Annotated in this window: 18 protein-coding genes; 15 read left to right on the top strand and 3 right to left on the bottom strand. The window is 67.1% G+C overall.

From position 1 onward, the window contains the following. Nucleotides 1-189: 189 nt before the first annotated feature. Complete coding sequence (locus HNQ01_RS15035) at nucleotides 190-402, bottom strand: hypothetical protein (protein WP_173806266.1); 213 nt, start codon at nucleotides 400-402, stop codon at nucleotides 190-192. 890 nt (nucleotides 403-1,292) lie between these two features. Here HNQ01_RS15035 and HNQ01_RS15030 point away from each other — a divergent pair. After that, nucleotides 1,293-1,538 carry a hypothetical protein gene (locus tag HNQ01_RS15030; RefSeq protein ID WP_054018252.1) on the top strand — a complete coding sequence of 82 codons (246 nt, stop codon included), beginning with the start codon at nucleotides 1,293-1,295 and terminating at the stop codon, nucleotides 1,536-1,538. 248 nt (nucleotides 1,539-1,786) lie between these two features. After that, nucleotides 1,787-3,514, top strand: coding sequence for a hypothetical protein (locus tag HNQ01_RS15025; protein ID WP_173806265.1), 1,728 nt, complete (start codon nucleotides 1,787-1,789; stop codon nucleotides 3,512-3,514). A 195-nt stretch (nucleotides 3,515-3,709) separates the two neighbouring features. On the opposite strand, the gene HNQ01_RS15020 is transcribed toward HNQ01_RS15025, so the two are convergent. After that, nucleotides 3,710-4,642, bottom strand: a complete 933-nt coding sequence (locus tag HNQ01_RS15020) for a LysR family transcriptional regulator (protein WP_173806264.1) — start codon at nucleotides 4,640-4,642, stop codon at nucleotides 3,710-3,712. Nucleotides 4,643-4,766: 124 nt separating this feature from the next. On the opposite strand from HNQ01_RS15020, the gene HNQ01_RS15015 reads away from it, so the two are divergent. From HNQ01_RS15015 to HNQ01_RS14990, 6 genes are all read left to right on the top strand, one after another. Continuing rightward, nucleotides 4,767-5,690 carry an alpha/beta hydrolase gene (locus HNQ01_RS15015; protein ID WP_173806263.1) on the top strand — a complete coding sequence of 308 codons (924 nt, stop codon included), beginning with the start codon at nucleotides 4,767-4,769 and terminating at the stop codon, nucleotides 5,688-5,690. A 49-nt stretch (nucleotides 5,691-5,739) separates the two neighbouring features. Then, nucleotides 5,740-6,663: an alpha/beta hydrolase gene (locus HNQ01_RS15010; protein WP_173806262.1), complete on the top strand. Its 924-nt coding sequence runs from the start codon at nucleotides 5,740-5,742 to the stop codon at nucleotides 6,661-6,663. Then, on the top strand, nucleotides 6,660-7,298 hold the full coding sequence (locus tag HNQ01_RS15005; RefSeq protein ID WP_173806261.1) for an SDR family oxidoreductase: 639 nt from the start codon (nucleotides 6,660-6,662) through the stop codon (nucleotides 7,296-7,298). The genes HNQ01_RS15010 and HNQ01_RS15005 overlap by 4 nt, the downstream gene beginning before the upstream one ends. A gap of 29 nt (nucleotides 7,299-7,327) precedes the next feature. Further along, the gene (locus tag HNQ01_RS15000) at nucleotides 7,328-8,023 is read left to right on the top strand and encodes a flavodoxin family protein (protein ID WP_217427560.1); all 696 of its coding nucleotides are present in this window, start codon (nucleotides 7,328-7,330) and stop codon (nucleotides 8,021-8,023) included. A 256-nt stretch (nucleotides 8,024-8,279) separates the two neighbouring features. Continuing rightward, the gene (locus HNQ01_RS14995; RefSeq protein WP_173806260.1) at nucleotides 8,280-8,738 is read left to right on the top strand and encodes a helix-turn-helix domain-containing protein; all 459 of its coding nucleotides are present in this window, start codon (nucleotides 8,280-8,282) and stop codon (nucleotides 8,736-8,738) included. Between the two features lie 138 nt (nucleotides 8,739-8,876). Then, nucleotides 8,877-11,018, top strand: coding sequence for a ParB/RepB/Spo0J family partition protein (locus HNQ01_RS14990; protein ID WP_173806259.1), 2,142 nt, complete (start codon nucleotides 8,877-8,879; stop codon nucleotides 11,016-11,018). Nucleotides 11,019-11,046: 28 nt separating this feature from the next. Here the strand turns inward: HNQ01_RS14990 and HNQ01_RS14985 are convergent, their stop codons facing one another. Next, nucleotides 11,047-12,354 (bottom strand): phage integrase N-terminal domain-containing protein, encoded by a 1,308-nt coding sequence (locus tag HNQ01_RS14985; RefSeq protein WP_286180839.1) that lies wholly within the window; start codon nucleotides 12,352-12,354, stop codon nucleotides 11,047-11,049. A 1,313-nt stretch (nucleotides 12,355-13,667) separates the two neighbouring features. Here HNQ01_RS14985 and HNQ01_RS14980 point away from each other — a divergent pair. The 7 genes from HNQ01_RS14980 to HNQ01_RS14955 form a co-directional block, all read left to right on the top strand. Continuing rightward, entirely contained in the window at nucleotides 13,668-14,705 is a 1,038-nt protein-coding gene (locus HNQ01_RS14980; protein WP_173806258.1) for a PRTRC system protein D, read from the top strand. After that, the gene (locus HNQ01_RS14975) at nucleotides 14,702-14,986 is read left to right on the top strand and encodes a hypothetical protein (RefSeq protein WP_173806257.1); all 285 of its coding nucleotides are present in this window, start codon (nucleotides 14,702-14,704) and stop codon (nucleotides 14,984-14,986) included. Before HNQ01_RS14980 ends, HNQ01_RS14975 begins: the two co-directional genes overlap by 4 nt. Then, nucleotides 14,983-15,453, top strand: coding sequence for a CFI-box-CTERM domain-containing protein (locus tag HNQ01_RS22455; RefSeq protein ID WP_353621711.1), 471 nt, complete (start codon nucleotides 14,983-14,985; stop codon nucleotides 15,451-15,453). Before HNQ01_RS14975 ends, HNQ01_RS22455 begins: the two co-directional genes overlap by 4 nt. Nucleotides 15,454-16,023: 570 nt before the next feature. Then, nucleotides 16,024-16,551, top strand: a complete 528-nt coding sequence (locus tag HNQ01_RS14965) for a helix-turn-helix transcriptional regulator (RefSeq protein ID WP_217427559.1) — start codon at nucleotides 16,024-16,026, stop codon at nucleotides 16,549-16,551. Nucleotides 16,552-16,561: 10 nt separating this feature from the next. Next, entirely contained in the window at nucleotides 16,562-17,221 is a 660-nt protein-coding gene (locus tag HNQ01_RS14960) for a nucleotidyl transferase AbiEii/AbiGii toxin family protein (protein ID WP_173806255.1), read from the top strand. Between the two features lie 279 nt (nucleotides 17,222-17,500). Further along, nucleotides 17,501-17,635: a hypothetical protein gene (locus HNQ01_RS22450; RefSeq protein ID WP_259373447.1), complete on the top strand. Its 135-nt coding sequence runs from the start codon at nucleotides 17,501-17,503 to the stop codon at nucleotides 17,633-17,635. Between the two features lie 64 nt (nucleotides 17,636-17,699). Beyond that, nucleotides 17,700-18,729, top strand: a 1,030-nt coding sequence (locus tag HNQ01_RS14955; RefSeq protein WP_173806254.1) for a hypothetical protein, incomplete at its 3' end; no start/stop codon positions are given.

Raw genomic sequence — 18,729 nt, 5'->3', positions numbered from 1 at the left:
GGGAGACGGTGACTCCCGGAGGGTGGATGGCGAGGACGGCTGAGAAGCCTAGGGAAACGGGGTGTCGGGTGATGGCGTCCCGATGCCATCGCTGGCAACCGGTTCACCATCCCCGAGACCCGAGGACTCGATCGGCACGAGCTCGAGCCGATTGCGTTGACGCGACGGGCGACTCGATGCCCGCGACCATCAGGTCGTGAGCACGCGACCGGCGCCTCGGCGCAGGCCCTCGGCAATGCCGATCCAGCGGTCGGCGATCCGGTCCAGGTAGACCAGGTCGTCCGCCGCGATCTCGCCCGAGGCGCGGAGCCGGGCGATGACTTCCTTGACCAGGAGGGGATCCTCCCGGGCCAGCACGATGGCCGTCGAGGCGATGCGCCTGCGGTAGGTGTCGACCGTCATGGTCAGCACACCGTCGTGCAGCGCTCGGACGCCAGAGGGTCCGCGGCCTCGCACACCATGCGGATGGACGCATGGGGCGTGCAGGGCCGGGGCCGGAGCAGCGCCGGAAGGGTGACAGGCCGCCGGGCGGGCACACGGGCAAGCCCGGTACCTCCCAGCAGCGCACACACCGGCGCATTCCTCGGTGGAAGGGCGCGGTTCCAGGGAACGGGACTCATGGGGGTTCTCCTTCAGGGGTGAAGGGGAACGCCCATCCCTGGCGGGGAACTGGGGTTCCCCGTCTGGGATGCCCTGCCGGGAAGGCAAGGCGCTTCGTCGCGCACCGGTGCGTGCGCGAGTTGCAGAGGTCCGCGTCCGAGAGGGCGCGGGCCAGGGCAGATGCGTGCGTCAGGCCAGGCTTCTGATCGAGATCAGGCCGGGCTGGTGAGCGCAGGGCGCGTCACGACGCGGAGGTCGTGATCGGCGCATGCGAGGAGGGGCCACGACACGGGGTCATGGCTGGCTCCTGGTTTCAGATCCGGAAGGATCGGAGTCGGTCCGGCACACGGATGTGCCGGGCAGGACACGAGGCAGGTAACGACTGCGACGCCAGCTAGGCTGGACTTCAGGGCGACCGGAGCCACCGATGAAGGCTGAGCAGACGCGATGTCCGCAGGAAGCCGGGTCAGTATGGGACGGGGTCCCTCGGACGGCAACAGATCCGAGGTCTCATCGTGGCAATGCCCGTTCAAGCGACCGGCTCGGCCGACGCTTGGGCGGGCAATCGATTCCGACTCCTCCGCGTCGCTGGCCCGCAACGCTGCGCTGCCCGGTCGCAGGGCGTGCGGGCCGGCTGACGGTTCGTATAGTGGGCGGATCAACATCTCCTGCTGACCGGTTTCGCCCTGTCCATGACCGTCGAGCGATACGCCTTCCATGACTGCGAAGCCACCACGGCGGCAGGGGTTCCGCTGCGCATTCCTGCTGGCGTTCACCACGTCGAGCGGCGATCGCTGGTGTTCCGCGTGCGCCTGGGTGGCCGCGAGCTCGATCTGACCCTGGCCGAGTGGGAACGCCTGCTGCACGCGGGCTGTGTCGGACCGATCCCTGTCATGGTCGCCGATTCGCAGGTGACCGGCGACCTCCATCCTCGCTGAGGCGCGCAGTGGCGAAGGCAGAGTGGACCGTCCGGGCCGGGAACTCAGATCGCCCGATCCCGGCGACCCCGGGACCCGTGCCGCTCAAGTGGGCCAGCGACGCGGCGACAGGTGCTCCCCGGTACATCCATGACCCGGACATCGTCTCGCAGGCTGCGAGTGCCGTATGTCCCGGCTGTGGCAGCAAGTTGTGGACGGTCCTGGCGGGTGAGCCGCAGCGCGTTCGACCGACGGCTCATTTCCGCCACGTGGCCGGCACGCCGCGAACTGCGTGCGTCGTCGTTGCAGCCCGTCTTGCCGCCTCGCACCACCTGGCGTCGCTGGGCTACATCGACCTGCCGCGACGGCGGGTGACCGCCGTGTCGAAGGGCTTCAGCGGTGAAGGCTACGAGGCATGGGTGGAGGAGCCGGCGCAGCGTGTCCGGATCAGTGATGTTCGGATGGTCGATCCGGTCGCGGCGGAACTGACGCTGGACGATGGCAGGACCATCCTGGTGGACCTGACCGGCGAGCGCGTCGAAGGCGAGGCAGGCCGCGCGGTCATCACGATCAACCTGTCGGACCCGGCGCTGGCGGAGATGGACGTGGACGAACTGCGAGCGCGACTTCGGCTGCTGCCTCCTGCGAGTTGGTGCTCCCACTGGCGTGATCGCGAGTTGACGTCGCAGGCGCGGAGCCGAGCCGCGGACGAGGCGCGCCAGGCGCTTGACGCATGGACCGACGAGGACGAGGCGCGGTTCCAGGCGCAACTGCCGCCGGGCTCAAGCCCGGAGGCGACCGCGACGATACGTCGCGAGACCTTGCTGCACCGAACCGTCAAATCGATCCTCGAAGACGCGAGGCGCATCCGAGCACCGGGCCTGCATATCGCCGTGCAGCGTGACGCCCCCGATGGGTACGGCGACGGCTGGGATGACCATCGCGTCGAGATCCTGTGGTGGAGCGCGCCGGCCGAGCTGAGGTTCGAGGCCGTGGAGTTGGAGAGCCGGCTCGGCCGCATCGTGCCGGATGTTGTCGGGCATGTGGCGGAGCCTCGACCACGCATCCACGGCGGCATCGCCACCCGGGTTCAACGGGGCGATGACGCAGAAGAGGACGAGCAGCACGATGAGTTCCCGGCGCACTGGTCGGAGACGGTGCTGATCGAAGTGGCGGTCACGCACAAGGTGGATGAGGAGAAGCTGCGGAAGGTCCGGCACCTCGATCTGCCGACGCTCGAGATCGACCTCGGTTCAATGGGCGGACGCATGAAGCTGGACGGTCTGCGCAAGCTGGTCGTGGATGGAGTGGAGGGGAAGCAGTGGCTGCACCACCCTGCGCTGAGAACCCGCCGTGCCGTGCTGCGCTACAAGCTCCGTGAACATGCCGAGGTATTGGCCTACCAGGCCCACATCCGGGCACACCGTCTTGAGCGGTTGCTCGAAACACCCTCATCACAGTGGGCGCAGCGGTACCTGCTGGCACTCAGGGCGTTCTGCGACGCCAACATCAGGATCGAGCGGCTTCGAAAGACGGAAGGTCCGCGATACCTCGAACACCTGGACGAGGACAGCGAGGAATGGGCGGAGGTCGCCCTGGCCGCAGAGGCCCTGGAAGCTCACGGGTTCGAAGGCGGTGCCGAGCACGTCTTCGCCCGCACCATCGTGCCTCGCATCCTGTCGATCCAGCTGAACACCGGGGTCGGCTACGCCGTGTCCAGCGCGATCCAGGTGCTGAACGCGATCATGAACACCCGCAGCGACAACAGCACGCAGTGGCTGTCGCTCTACCTCATCGCCGCCAAGTCCTTCGATGTCGAGCGGCACTTCAGACCCGAGCAGGTTCGACGCTTCCGCGAGTGGCGGGCGGAGGTCGTTCGGCAGATCGAGGAGGGGGCGCCCGAGTACCTGCGGCCGGCCCGATTCGATGCCATTCTGTCTGTGCTCTTTCCGGCGATGGCGCGCGGACTGGCAAGTGGAAAGGGTCTCGTGGTCTGAGTTCCCCGGTGCCGTGACAGGTGGCACTGGTCGTACACCGGTGCTTGGCGAATACCCGGCCCCGGCCATCTGCAGACACTTGCGGACGCCTGCTCCGCGGCCACCTGTGACCCGCGTGAGCCACTGGCAATCGAACTGGACGGATCGGCACCGCGCCAGCCAGTAGCAACCCGTGAGACTCCTCGTAGCGCTGCTTCAACCGGATCTGGGCGCCAACAGTTCTCGCCGCTCGACCAGAAAGTCCATCAGCGCTCGGGTCTTGGCCGGCATCTGGGCCCTCGACGGGACGTAGAGATAAAAGCCCGAAAACGGACGGCACCAGGGCTCCAACACGCGTACGAGCCGTCCATCTGCCAAGTGCTCGCGGACGCACACGTCCAGATACTTGATGAGTCCCACCCCTTGCAGCGCGGCATGGAGCATGTTCTCGTCGTCATTGAACAAGGCACTGCCCTTGGGCTCGAACACAACCGTGTGCGAATCGTCATCGGGGGAGGTGAATGACCAGCGGTCGATCGTGCCGCTTGAAGTGAACCGGTAGGCCAGGCAGTTGTGGCGCGTCAGATCGGCCGGTGTCTCGGGCCGCCCATGCCTGGCGAAGTAGGCCGGTGAACCCACGATCGCCATCTCGATGGGCGGCGTGACCGGCACAGCCACCATGTGCTCGTCCAGGCTCGCGCCGAGTCGCAGGCCCGCGTCCATGCCGTCGGCCACGATGTTCGAGAAGCCGTCGTTCATCACCAGTTCCAGCCGCAGCTTCGGGTATCGCGCCAGGAACTCACCCAGGTGCGGCTCGATCAGCAGCCGGGCGGCGATGCGCGACGAGTTCATGCGGATCAGCCCCGAAGGCTCCTCGTGGGCCTCGCCGAGTTCCGACACCGCCCGTTCGATGGCCGTCAGCGCAGGCTGCAGCACGTCCAGGAGACGCTGACCTTCCTGCGTCAGCGACATGTCCCGTGTCGTCCGGTTCAGCAACCTCACGCCCAGGCGCTCTTCGAGCCCCTTCAGGTGCTGCGACAGCGCCGCGCGAGTCACCTCCATCTCCGTCGCCGCCTTGGTGAAGCTGCGGTGGCGGGCGATGTGCGCAAACCAGGTCAGCGAGGAGAGCAATGACGGCTCGATGGGCATATTGTTTAGTTTAGCTACGCAGTCATGTCTCCGAAAGACCGTTTATCAAACTCAATCCGATTCCTAGGATTCATCCACGTCGCAGCCATCCGGCGACGCCTTCAACCCGAACCGGAGTGAATCCATGTCCACCAACGTCAGCTTCAAGAACCTCAACGGCCAGGGCATCACGATGGCCGCAACCCTCCATTTCCCCGCCGGCTTCGACGAAGCGAAGCAGTACCCGACGGTCGTCGTTTCGCATCCGGGCGGCGGCGTGAAGGAGCAGGCCGCGGGCCTGTACGCCAGCAAGCTGGCCGAAAACGGTCTGGTCGCGATCGCGTTCGACCGCTCGTACCAAGGCGCCAGCTCGGGCGAGCCGCGCCAGCTCGAGAACCCGCACATCAGCACCGAAGACATCAGCGCCGTCATCGACTACCTGACCACGCTGCCCTTTGTCGACCCGGCCAGGATCGGCGCCATGGGCATCTGCGCCGGCGCGGGCTACAGCGCCAACGCCGCCATCAACGATCGCCGCATCAAGGCGCTGGGCATGGTGAGCGCGGTGAACATCGGCCAGATGTTCCGCAACGGCTGGGAGAACAACGTCAAGGACGCCGACGCCGTCGGTTACCTGGACTTCGGCTCGAACGCGCGCACGTCCGATGCCGGCAAGCCCGACCTCGTCACCATCCCGCTGGCCCCGCTGAAGAAGGAAGACGCTCCGAACGCCGAACTGGCCGAGGCCTGGGAGTACTACCACACGCCCCGCGCCGAGCACCCCCGCGCGCCGGGCTACGCGCTGGCCCGCAACCTGAACCAGATCATCACCTACGACGCCTACCACCTCGCCGAGGCCTTCCTGACGCAGCCCATCCTGGCGGTCGCCGGCAGCGTGGCCGGCAGCAAGTGGATGAGCGACGACCTGATCGCGCGGGCCGCGAGCACGGACAAGACGCTGCACGTCGTCGAGGGCGCCAACCACATGTCGCTGTACGACGTGCCCAAGTACGTGGACGAGGCCGTGTCGGTACTCGCCCCCTTCTTCCGCGCCAAGCTGGCGGGCTGAGTCGCTACAACGCCAGCGCGGCGATCACGCTTCGATCAGGAGACTCACCATGGAAACCGTCAGCATCCGCAATCCCGGCATGACCTGGGACATCGCCGCCAACATCCACTTCCCCCCGGGCTTCGATGCGGCGCGCCGCTACCCGGCCGTCATCTCCAACCACCCCATCGGCAGCTGCAAGGAGCAGACCGCAGGCAACGTCTACGGCGCCGCGTTGGCCGAGGCCGGATTCGTCGTCATCGTGCCCGATGCCAGCTTCCAGGGCGCTAGCGGCGGTTCGCCACGCTGGATCGAGGACGCCGAGCAGCGCGTCCGCGACTATCGCGACGTGATCGATTACCTGCAGCGCTTGCCGTACGTCGACCCGCAGCGGATCGGCATCCTCGGCATCTGCGGTGGGGGCGGCTACTCGATCAAGACCACCATCATCGACAAGCGGATCAAAGCCCTGGTCAGCATCACCGGCGTCAATTTCGGTCGTCTCTTCCGTGAGGGTTTCAGCGGCTTCAACCCGGTCGGCACGCTGGAGGCGATGGCTGCACAGCGCACGACCGAGAACGCGGGTGGCGAGCAGCGAGTCGACGTTTTCCTGCCCGAGAGCGTGCAGGCGGGCGAGACCGCAGGCATCACCGACATCGATGTGCTGGAGGCAACCGACTACTACCGCAACCGGAACCCGCAATCGAACTCGGGTACGCGGATGCTGTTCTCGCACGCGGCCAGCAACATCGCCTGGGATGCGTTCGCCTTCGCCGAGACTTTGTTGACGCAGCCGATGATGGTGGTCTTCGGTGACAAGCCTGGCGGCTTCGGCGCCTATCGCGACGGCATGGAAATCTACGGCCGTGCAGCCTCGAAGGACAAGCACCTCGTCGTGGTCGAGGGCTGGTCGCACTACGACCTGTACGACAAGCCCGAGCCGGTGGGTATCGCCTTGGCCAAGGTCATCCCCTTCCTCAAGGAACGGCTGTGAAGAACGTCCTCATCCTCGGTGCGAGCGGTCAGATTGCTCGATGGGTGGTCCAAGCCTTGGCCGGTGACGGGAGCGTCCAGCAGACCTTGCTGCTGCGCGACCCCAAGAAGCTCACCGGCCAGGAGCCGGCGAACGCCAGGGTCATCATCGGCAGCGTGCTGGACAAGAAGCTGCTCCGGCAAGCCATGGCCGGCCAGGACGTCGTCTACGCCAACCTCACGGGCGCCGACCTCGACAAGCAGGCCCATTCGGTCATCGCTGCGATGCAGGCGGAGGGCATCAAGCGCCTGGTCTTCGTGCTCTCGCTGGGCATCTACGACGAGGTGCCGGGCAAGTTCGGTGAGTGGAACCGGGCCATCATCGGCGAAGACCTCAAGCCATTCCGCCGCGCGGCCGATGCCATCGAGGCATCGGGCCTGGCCTACACCCTCGTGCGTCCGGCCTGGCTGATGGATGAGGACGAGGTGGCCTACGAGCTGACGCGCAAGGGCCAGGCCTTCAAGGGCACGGTGGTCTCGCGCAAGAGCGTGGGCGACCTGATTGCACAGGTGATCGCCGACCCTGCGCTGCACGTGGGCGAGAGCCTGGGTGTGAGCAAGCCTGGCAGCGACGGCGACAAGCCGTACTTCATGTAGCCACGACACACGCACTTCGGACCCGACGCATGGACCTGCTGAAAAACATGACGCTGGCTCACTGGCTTCTCGTTCTCGTTGCCGTCGTGGGCTTGGTGATGCTGAGCCTCGTGGTGGGCGTGACCACCATCGAAGGCCGGCAGGCCCGGCAGGTGGCCGGCATGGGGCCCTATGCCACCCCCACGCAAGCTGCGCGCAGCCGCGTCGCCGTCGTCTACTTCTCGCGCTCGGGCAACACCGCGCTGGCGGCGCGCCATGTCGCCATGCGCCTCGACGCGAGCCTCTATGCGCTCGAAGTGCCGCAGTACGCGCTCGGCGTGAGCGGCCTCGCGCACTCGGCGCTGGACGCGAAGGCGCGCCGCGACGACCCTGCCAAGCTGCCCGACATCAACCCGCTCACCGTGGACCTGAAGCCCTTCGACACCGTCTGGCTCGGCTCACCGGTGTGGTTCTACAGTCCGGCGCCGCCGATCTGGGCGTTTGTCGAGAACAACCGCTTCGACGGCCAGCACGTCGTGCTGTTCAACACATTCAACAGCAACTTTGGCGAAGACCAGATCGCCGCCTTTAAGGCAAAGGTCCTGGCGCGCGGCGCGCGCTCGTTCGAGCATCGCCATGTACTGCGCGGACGCATGACGCAGCAACTGTCTCCTGAAGACATGCTCAAGGCCATCGACCTCGAATGGTTCGATGCCAAGGCCCGAGTGTCGGACAAGGCACCTTAGGCGATTCCGGTCCCAGACCGTCGGATCCGAAGCGGCGACTTCGCCCGCCGCCGGCCGCTTGGTATCCATCTGAACGACAGGAAACGGGAGCCGATTCACGAGACGTCGATGACCGTGGTGGGTCGTCCAGGGACAGCGGCCTCGCTGACTTGAACGCCGGCGACGGTCGCCCTTTGAAGTGCGACATGGCTCCTGACGGTTTCCACCCGTACGGCACTGTCCACGCCCTTCCTCGGGCCCTTGGCACAATCGCCGGATGCCCAACATTGCATCCGTGCTCAAGGCTGAGATCGTTCGTCTGGCTCGCAAGGAACTGCGTGCCGAGGTCGATTCGATCAGGAAAGCACTCGCGGCAGCGCGCGCGGAAAGCGCCGCGTTGAAGCGCAGGGTCAGCGAACTGGAGCGGTCCGTTCGGCAGTCCGCGCGCGCCGCTCCCGCTTGGCTGCCATCGCCACCTGCGGTCGAGGAAGGGAACGGGGCCGACAATTTCCGGTTCCGCGCCTCCGGCATGGCCAGCAATCGCAAGCGCCTGGGCCTGTCGGCTGCGGATTTCGGGCTTCTGGTCGGTGCATCGGGACAAAGCGTGTACGCCTGGGAACAGGGCAAGGCGCGCCCCAGGGGCAGGAACCTCGCGGCCATCGCTGCCTTGCGCGGGGTCGGCAAGCGCGAGGTGGTGGAGCGCTTGGCAGCCCTGAAGTCGGGCGAGCAGTCGTAGGCGAGCCGACGCGCGGTCCGGCGTCCTGACCGGACCACCGGCGAGTGCGCCTCGCCACCCTTGAAGTGCACGGGCTCGATGGGATCCTGACTGCATGGTGGGCCGCCGGCCTGCCATGCAACCGATCAGGAGTCCCTCATGAAATTCTCCAAAGCCGAGGTCGACGCCATCATCGAGGCGTCCCCTCGCACCTTCGTTCCCTTCAACAAGCTGGTGCTGTCCGAGGACCACCAGGCCCGCAGTGCCACGGCGCCCGTGATGTCGCTGCCGGAACTGGCCGCGTCGATCAAGGACAGCGGCGTGCTGCAGAACCTCGTCGTTGTCCAGGCGGCGCGCGGGCGCTACGAGGTCTGCGCCGGCGGACGGCGGCTCGCCGCGCTCACGCTGCTCGTGCAGCAGGGCGACATCGCCGACAACTACCCCGTGCCGGTGCTCGTCGTTCCGGCCGACAAGGCGCTCATCGCGAGCCTTGCCGAGAACTGCTTCCACGTGCCGATGCACCCGGCCGACGAGTTTGCCGCCTTCGCCAGGCTGCTCGCGCAGGGCAAGTCCGTGGAGGACGTGGCCGCAGCCTTCGGCGTGACGCCGCTCATCGTCAAGCGGCGCATGAAGCTCGCCACCGTCTCGCCCCGGCTGATGGCCCTGTACCGCGAAGGCGGCATCGGCCTGGACTGCCTCATGGTGCTGGCCTCGGTCGACGATCACCAGCGCCAGGAGCAGGCCTGGGCTGCTCTGCCGAGCTGGAACCAGCGCCCGGAGCATCTGCGGCAGTTGCTGACCCGGGGCGAGATCGAATCGGACGCCGACCCGCTGGCCCGCTACGTCACCGTCAAGGCCTACGAGAAGGCCGGCGGACCACTGCGCCGCGACCTGTTCAGCGACGACGACCGCAAGGCCTACCTGCTGGACCCGGCCCTGCTGGAGCGCCTCGCCGCCGACAAGCTGGGCAAGCGCGCGAAGCAACTGCTGGCCGAGGGCTGGAAGTGGGTCGACATCCGTCCGCGATTCGCCTACGACGAGTACGTCAAGCACGGCGAGCTGCGCAAGCCCCGCCGCGCACCGACGCCCGAGGAAGCCGAGGCGCTGAAGGCGCTGGACACGCGCATCGCTGCCCTGCACGAGCAGATGGACGCGCTGGTGGACCGCGACGGCGATGGCGATGCCGGCGAGGGCGTCAGCGGCGCCAGCGAGGCGAACGACGCCGCCGACGAGGACGACGCGTCGCGCGACCGTGCCTTCCTCGCCCTGGAGTCCGAGGTCGAGGGGCTGGAGGAAGAGCGCAAGGCGAGACTGGAAGCTCTGACCGAATGGCCCGCGGCCTGGATGGCGCTCGCCGGGTGCGTGCTGCATGTGGGCGCGGACGGCCGTGCCGCGGTCAAGGCAGGGCTCATCCGTCCCGAGGATCGGGCCGATCTGGCGCAGGCCATCACCAAGGCTGCCGAACAGAAGTCGGCCGCTGGAGGCGGCTCGGAAGGCGACGCGGATCCTGCGCGCGGCTCGGGGCTCCCGGCCCTGCAGTCGCTTCCATCGGCAGCCGGCGCCACGGCACGGCCCGTGCACTCCGAGAAGCTCATGCGCCGCCTCACGGCCCACCGCGTTGCCGCGATCCAGGCCGAACTGCTGGACCGAACCGAGGTTGCGCTGGCGGCACTGACGACCCACCTGACACTGAAGCTGCTGGCCGACCCGCTCCATGGCGCCTACCGACTGCCGAACCTGCTGGCGATCAGCGCGACCGGCAACCAGCACGAACTGCGGGGCGCGGCCGAGGACATCGAGGCGAGCCCGGCGGCCCAGCGCATCGAAGCCGACCGCATCGCCTGGATCGAGCACCTGCCCAAGGAACCCGACGCGGTGTTCGACTGGATGCTGCAGCAGCCGCCTCAGACGGTGCAGCGGCTGCTGACCTTCCTGGTCGCGTCCACCGTGAACGGCATCACCGGCACCGACGCCGACCGACCGGTCAATGACGGTCTGGCCCGTGCCCTCGGCCTGGACATGACGCGATGGTGGTCGGCAACGGGGGAGGCCTACCTTCAGCACGTGTCCAAGGCGAGGGTGGTCGAGGTGGTGCACACCGTGGCCGGCGCCAAGGCGGCAGGTCCGCTCGGGGCGCTGAAGAAGGATGCCGCGGTGGCGCAGGCCGAACAACTGCTCGCCGGGCGTGGCTGGTTGCCCGACTGCCTGCGCGTGCAGCCGCATGCCGATGCCCCGGCGACGGGTGGCGAGGAGGTCGACGCCAACGATCCTGCTCGGACCGAGGCGCCCGCCTGCGCCTGAACGCAGGGCCGGCCCGGACCGGGCCGGCTCAGGTGACCGGGGCAGCCGTGTCGCCGTCGTCCCCGATGCTTCCCGGCCCGGGCTTGCCGGTCTCGCCCTGGGCTGGGTCGCGGCTCCCTGCAGGCGAGCGCCGGACCGCACCGATGTAGGCGCCAGCCGAGCGCAGGCGGGCATGGCCCGCGATACGGGCCACACGCAGCCGCGCCTGGCGGTCGAGGTCCCGATCGACCGGCCCACCGCCACGCACCGGCGCGGGCGTGCCCGTCGTGTCCTGGTACTGGCCTTGAAGGTGGTCGTGCCGTGCCCCGTGCCCGGTGGTGCCGCTCTCGCGCTTCGTGAGGCCGAACTTGCGCAGCGCATAGTCCAGCCGACGGAGGTTGGACTTCAGGTCCCGATCCGGCGCCCCCATGTGTGCGTCATGGCCGCAGACCACGCTGCGGGCATGCGCGATGGCCGACTGCTGCTCCTCGGTGGCCAGCGGAAGCCAGCGTGCGCGGCCTCCCTTGCCCTTTGTCCACAGATACCGATCCGCCTCCCGTTGTTCGTCGGGCAGGCCTGTCTCCTCGAAGGCGTGGACATGGGCGTAGGGGCGGCACATCACGGACTCCTTGCGCCGCAGGCCGACCTTCACCATCAGGCGCATCGACGCGCCGATGCGGGCATCGTAGGCAGAGACCTGGGCAAGCAAGGCCTCCACGTCGATGCCGTTGCCGCTCCAGCTCTTGTCGCGCTGCGCGTTCTCGTGGCGCTCGTACTCGTCAGGCGTCAGGCCGTAGTGCTCGGGCCTGCGGATGAAGCCCGGCTTGTTGAGCCACATCGCCAGGCCACGCAGAAAGCTCAGGTAGGTCTGGATCGTCCCCGGCGAGAGCTTGCGGCGCTGCCAGACCTTCACCATCGCCTGGACATGCCGCTGGCCCAGGTTGCGAGGATCGGGTGCCAGCTTGAAGCCGGCGTCCGTGTGCAGTTCGCGGAAGAAGCGTCGCAGGAAGTGGGCGCGCTCGTAGCGCGTCTTGTGCGACACGGTCTTCTCCAGCGCGGTGTGCATCGGGTTGAACAGCTCGATCAGCACGTCCACCACCCGGTTCACGGGCGTCCTGCCGGGCGGGTACATGTCCAGCACCTGCTGGGGCGACTTGCCGGCCCAGTTCTGGCGGCGTGGCGAGTCCTGGCCGTGCAGGCGGCCTGGGCTGGCCGAGGGCATCGCGGTGGTCCTGGAAGGGCGGGTGGATGAGGAGGGGAGGGTCGAGCCATTGCGCGGGTCGTTGCGGCGGTCGTTGAGGGAGAGAGGTGCCTGCCGGCGGCGGCGCGAGGGTTCTTCACGGCGGATGCGGGACATGGTGGGCTTTCTGCAAGGTGGCGGACTGCCCGAACAGCACGCCTGTGGATGAACGGTCGGGAGGACCGGGGTTGGAGGAATCCATCTGGACATCCCCGGGGCCGATTCCTGGCAAGCCCACGGCAATGGAGATCGTGTGCAACGTCGGTGCGGCGGTCGATCTCTGCAGCGCCACACCCACCCATGGCTTTGCTGTCCGGGCTCCTCGTGGTCTTTGTCGAGGGGCTCGGGTCAGCTCGGTCAACCTTAAAAATGGAACACGTTGATCCAGGCCGTCTGCGCATTTCTGCGACGCGACGACAGGGGTGATGTCCACCCCGCTCAGGGCTGGGTGCGACATCGACGCCAGGGTCGAGCCCTGGGTCATTCGGTGGATCAGGCCTGGTGTGCAGCGCCGGCCACTCGCATGGGTCCACCCCTGACCGAGAGTCCAGGGCGGTGTCGAGTTGATGAGCGAGGGTCGTGCGGGGAGCCTCATGGAGGCCATCACGCCGCGCGATGCGCGTCATGCGCGCGTGCTCAAGGGCTGGCGGGAACGGTGCGCGGCATCAGGTGCCGCCACGGGGTTCTGCTGCGCCGGTGCGCTTGCAGGCGCGCCCAGCCGTCATCGCGGGGATGCGGCTGGCAAGGACCGGGCAGGTCACTGCTGTGGTGGATGACTCGGCACGCTCGCAACGTCGATCCTTCTGGAGGTCGAGGCCGGTCGCGCCACCCGTTCGGGACGGGAACTTCGGTTGAAGGCACGAGGCAGGTAACGACTGCGACGCCTGCATTGCTCGTCTTCTTCGAGAGGACGGAGCGGGCCAGGAGCCCTCGGGAGCCGACAGTGGAAACCGCGACGCCATCCACGGTCAAGGCCGCAGGCGCAGCGCCCGCCGCAAGGCCCCTGATCGGGCGGCCCTTGGGGCAGGCAGTTGACGGCGTGCGATTCGGCGGCAGGGCCCGTCTAGCGTCGCAATGGCCCGGATCGCCAGCAACGGCGCGGGGTTGCCAGGCAAGGCTGCCGCCTCAGGTACCTCGCGCGGCCGTCGGTCTGGCTGGCGCGTCCGCGGCCTGTCCGCACGAGTCGAACTGGACAGGGGTTGAAAGGCCCGCGCGAGGTGAGACCGTGGTGACAGAAGTGCGCCCTGCGTACAGGCTCATGTCGAGCCGCGGGGCGCCTTCTGTCGCTGCGATGCAGTTCCGCTGATCCTGCATTGGCACTGAAGTCGAAAGACGCGCCGATTCGAGGCCATTGAGCGTGGAGAACGCGGTCTGGTGCGGTGACGCTGATCAGCCTATCAAGGCAGTCAACTGCGCCAAGGAGCAACTGCATGGAATTCATCGTCAGAGCCGTGGATGTCGGATCGGGCAACACGAAATTCGTCACCGGCATCTCGGGAGCCGACATCCGATGTGCCAGCTTCCCCTCGGTCGCTTATCCGTCGAGCGCCGACACGTCGGCCATGCCTGCAGCGGAGAAGCGCAAGACGGTCTGCATCCCTGTCGGCTCCCTGTTTTATGAGGTGGGTCCGGACATTCACCTGGCCGCGGACACGTTCCGCGCGAAGCAGCTGCACGACGAGTACACCGAGTCGCCGGAGTACATGGCGCTGCTGCGCGGGGCGCTGTCGATGATGAAGGTGCCGCACATCGACCTGCTCGTCGTCGGGCTGCCCGTCGCGCTGCTGGCACTGAAGAAGGCGGCACTCGAGAAGGCGATGACGGGCAGCCACGAGATTGGGGCGGGACGGACCATCACGGTCCGCAAGGCACTGGCGGTGGCGCAGCCGCAGGGTGCGCTGGTCCACTACGCGGCCGAGCACGAGAAGATGGCATCGATCGGCACGGAGCAGAGCCTGGTCATCGACCCGGGATCGAGGACCTTCGACTGGCTGGTCTGCCGCGGCATGCGGCTGGTCCAGAAGCAGTCGCACTCGATCAACCGGGGAATGTCCGATGTGCTGCGGCTGATGGCGGCCGAGATCTCGAAGGACATCGGGACACCCTACCGCGACTACGACGCCATCGACCTCGCCCTGCGGACCGGCAAGGCGCCAGTCATCTTCCAGAAACCCTACGACATGAAGCGGCACCTGCCCATCGCCGAGAGCGTGGCACAGCAGGCCGTGTCGACGATGCGCCAGTGGATCGAGACGCCCGAGAGCCTGCAGAACATCATCCTCGTCGGCGGCGGCTCGTTCCTCTTCAAGAAGGCCGTCAAGGCAGCCTTCCCCAAGCACCGGATCCACGAGGTGAAGGAGCCCCTGTACGCGAACGTGAGGGGCTTTCAGCTGGCCGGGCAGAACTACGCGATGACTTCACTCGCGACGCCGACGCCTTCGGATCGTGCACCAGGGGGTGGTGCATGAGCGCGCAGGAACGCGGAGCCCTTCGACCGATCCGGCTGGTGTTCGAGCTCTCGCGCGAGGAGAACCCGCGCCTGTTCGATGAACTGAGCCAGTTTCGGCAGGGGCGCAAGCGGGTCAACCGTCTGCGTCTGCTGGCCTACGACGGTCTGCTGGCGCAGCACGGCGTGTTTGCGATGGCTAGCCTGAAGACGCCCGACACGATCAAGGTCCCGAAGGAGCCTGACGTGCAGCAGGCCGCTGCGGTGACGAACGGGGTGTTCCAGCCGGCGATCACGGAATGAAGGCCGGGAAAGCACGGCGCGGTGACGGCGCTGTTGGGGCGTCCGAACTGGCGAAGATGGGACGGTGTGAACGCCTGGTGGTTCTCGAATCCGTCCACGGGCCGCGTCGAAGCCCATCGCAGGACGAGGCCCGCCGCAGGGGTATCGCTGCCCATGCGCGTTTCGAACTGCAGGGGCGGCGCGCCTCAGCGCCAGGTGGCGGTTCGGCTCGACGATCAGGGAAGCGGTGCTTCATTGCGACGATGGTCTTCGGAGACGCCTGGCAGACCGATTCGCTGCGCGACTTCAGGGACACGGTCCTGAGGCCGCGGCCTTGGGGGCGACGCCTGGTGGCGGCCTACTATGCGGCCGGGCCCCGCCTTTGCACAGTTCTGCAGCACTGCCCGCCACTGCTAGGGTTGACTAGGTGGATCCTGGGTTTCGTGGCGCATGGCTGGCGGCGATGGTCGGCAAGGCGTCGACCATGAGGTTCGAGCCGATGTGGCCGTGGGTGCTGCTCCTGGCTGTCGCCTTGGGAGTCGCGTGGCACCTGTTCCGGCGTCACCGCGCACGCGTTGCAGAGTGGAGGGACCGACCGGCCGCTCTGCGGGACGCCGAATTGATCTGCGTGGAGGCGCAGTTCAGGTCGAAGAGCCGCTGGCCCATCGTGGCGAGGGTGGACAGGGCCTATCGGCTGCCGAGCGGTCTGGTCGTGCTGGTTGAACTGAAGACGCGGTCGACTGCGGCGGTGAGGGCGTCGGATGTCATCCAGCTCTCGGCGCAGCGGGTGGCCGTGGAGGATGAACTGCGTGTCCAGGTGTCCGACGAGGCGTTCGTGATCTTTCCTAGTCGGCACTCAGCGCCGCCGACCTCACGAGCGGTCCGCTTGATGTCGCGGGAGCAAATCGAAGCCGTTGCAGCGAGGCACCGTCGACTGATCGATGGACTCGATCGCCCGCAGTGGCCCGACAGCGAGCATGTCTGTCACGGCTGTGGGCAGCGAGCGGCCTGCGGCGCCGCTGGCGAGGGCCTGGCGGGTGCGGTCCGTAGGCGCTAGAATGTCCAAAATATTCGACAATTCTTCCGGCCAAGCTGTGGATCTCTCCAATCTAGGCACCATCATCCGCGAGCGGCGCGAGGCGCTGGGACTGACGCAGTCCCGGCTTGCGCAATTGAGCGGGCTTTCGCGGCAGACGCTGGTCGGCCTGGAAGCGGGCGCCCTGAGCGATCTGGGATTCAACCGGGTCGCCCAGGTGCTGGCCGTGCTGGGGCTGGACCTCGATCCGCCCAGCCAGGCAGCGCGCGCCCGGAAGCGGGGCCTGTGGATGGCAGCGAAGAACGCCAGCGTGAGCTACGTCCAGGAGGTGCCGCCCGACACACTCGGCCATGCGCTGGTCAGCGGCAGCGTACCGAAGGGCTACGCGGCCCACCTGACGCACCTGCTCGACGAGGCGCCGGTGCCCCTGGTGGTGATGGCCGTGGAGGAAGCCGCTGCGAACGAGGGCGTGGCCCCCAAGGCTGTTTGGCGCAACGTCGCGAAGCTCGCCAGGTCACTGGCGGTGCACCGGCAGGGCTTGTGGGCGTGATGAGAGCGTGATGAAGTCGCTGCCGTCCGGCCCCTGGGAAGTGCTGTTCCAGCGAGCGCTGCAGCTGGTCGACGACATCCAGCGCCATGGGGGCCTTGCGGACCCGTTCTGGACCTTCGGCGGCGGGACCGTCCTGATGTTCAGGTACGGACACCGCCTCAGCAAGGACATCGACATCTTCGTGCCGGATCCGCAGTACCTCGGCTACGTGACGCCCCGACTCAGCGACACGGCGGCATCCCTGACCGAGGAGTACACGGAGATGCCGGGCTCGTTCGTCAAGCTGCAGTTCGAGGAAGGCGAGATCGACTTCGTGGCCGCACCGAACCTCACCGACGCGGCCTGGGAGCGGTGGGAGATCCAGGGGCGGCCGGTGCGCGTCGAGACGGCTGCGGAGGTGATCGCCAAGAAGATGTACCACCGCGGGGACCGTGCGACGGCGCGCGACCTGTTCGACCTCGCCATGGTGGTCGAGCGGGAGCCGGATGCGCTGGCGGCGGCCGCGCCTTTCCTCGTGCGGCACCGGGACAGGTTCCTGGAGCAGATCGGGCAACCCGGGGCAGGATTCGTGGCGACTTTCGAGGCGATCGCCGCGACCGGGTATCGGCCGAGTCTGGAGCACTGCATTGCCGTGGCCACAGCCTACCTGTCCGCGCTGGGGGACCGATGACCCGGTTGCACCAGGGCGACATGGCGACGCGGTAGGCGACGGAGCACCGGGGACTTGGGCACAGGAAATCCACAAGGGTTTCCACTACCGCCCGGCGAGGCCTGGATAGAATCACAGGGTCTACAACGAACAAAGCCAGGCGGCAACCTGGCTTTGTACGCCCTGAACTGGTTCGAGCCCAGGGGAAGGGAGGCCGCTGGGACCCCCGATCAGGACCTCGGATTCTAGCGAGCCTCGTAGGCATCGGGCTCATGTTGATCGAACAGAAAGGTGATCGACATGACGAAGAAGACCCAAGAGAGCTATCGCAGCGCTGTGACCGGCAGGTACGTCAAGGAGCACTACGGCAAGACGCACCCTGACACGACTGTCAAGGAGCGGACGCCGGCACCTCAGCCGCCGAAGAAGAAGTAACCGCAAGGTCGAGGGGCACCGGGAACCGGTGCCCCTCTTTGTCTTGGTGCCGCGTAGAGGTCCTATGTTCGACAACCTTTTGCGAGAACTGCGCGCGCTCGAGCACCGCTCGATCACCGTCCCCATCGACAGTGACGAGAAGGGCTACATCGACAAGGAGTGCCCGTCGACCAGCTGCGAGTTCCAGTTCAAGATTAAGGACGAAGACTGGAAGAACATCTGCCGCGACGAAGGCGTCTGGTGTCCGATGTGCGGACACGCGGCGCCAGCCAAGAACTGGTTCACCACGGCCCAGGTTCGACATGCCGAGCGGCACGCCCACAGGGTGATCCAGTCGACGATCGACGGCGCGATGCGCGCGGATGCGAGGGCCTTCAACGGTCGGCAGCCAAAGAACTCGCTGATCTCGATGTCGATGAGGGTAGGTGGCGCACCGCACTTCACACCGCACAGGGTTCCAGCGGCTGCGTCGGCAGCAATGGAGCTAGAGATCGCGTGCGAGAAGTGCACCTGCCGATTCGCAGTCATCGGCTCGGCGTACTTCTGTCCCGCCTGCGGCCACAGTTCCGTGGATCGCATGTTCGACGACTCGCTGCGCAAGATCAGAGCCAAGAAGGACAACGTGGACGTTGTGCGCGACGCCATCGCGGCGTCGGCTGGACGCGATGAGGCCGAACTGATGTGTCGATCGCTGATTGAGTCATGCCTTCAGGACGGAGTGACTGCCTTTCAGCGGTGCTGCGAGGGCCTGTATGCCTCGACCGGACCGGCGACGCCTCAGCCGATGAATGCGTTCCAGCGACTTGCGCAAGGCAGCGAGCTTTGGGCGGCGAGGGTCGGCATCACCTACGCAGACATCCTTGGCGCTGCGGATCTGGAGCGTCTCAGGCGACTGTTCCAGAAGCGGCACCTGCTGGCTCACAGCGATGGCATCGTCGACCAGCGCTACGTCAACGAGTCGGGCGACATGACGTACAAGGTCGGACAGCGCATCACAGTCTCAGAGCGTGTTCACGATCCCGACTGCCCTGAAAATGCGGGGATGCCGACGAGAAAAGCCTACGCGAGTGACATCAGCCGAGAGCGGTTTGCGG

This window comes from Sphaerotilus uruguayifluvii (genome assembly GCF_013294065.1).
GTDB classification, from domain to species: Bacteria; Pseudomonadota; Gammaproteobacteria; order Burkholderiales; family Burkholderiaceae_C; genus Sphaerotilus; species Sphaerotilus uruguayifluvii.
This window is presented reverse-complemented; position numbering and strand designations above follow the sequence as displayed.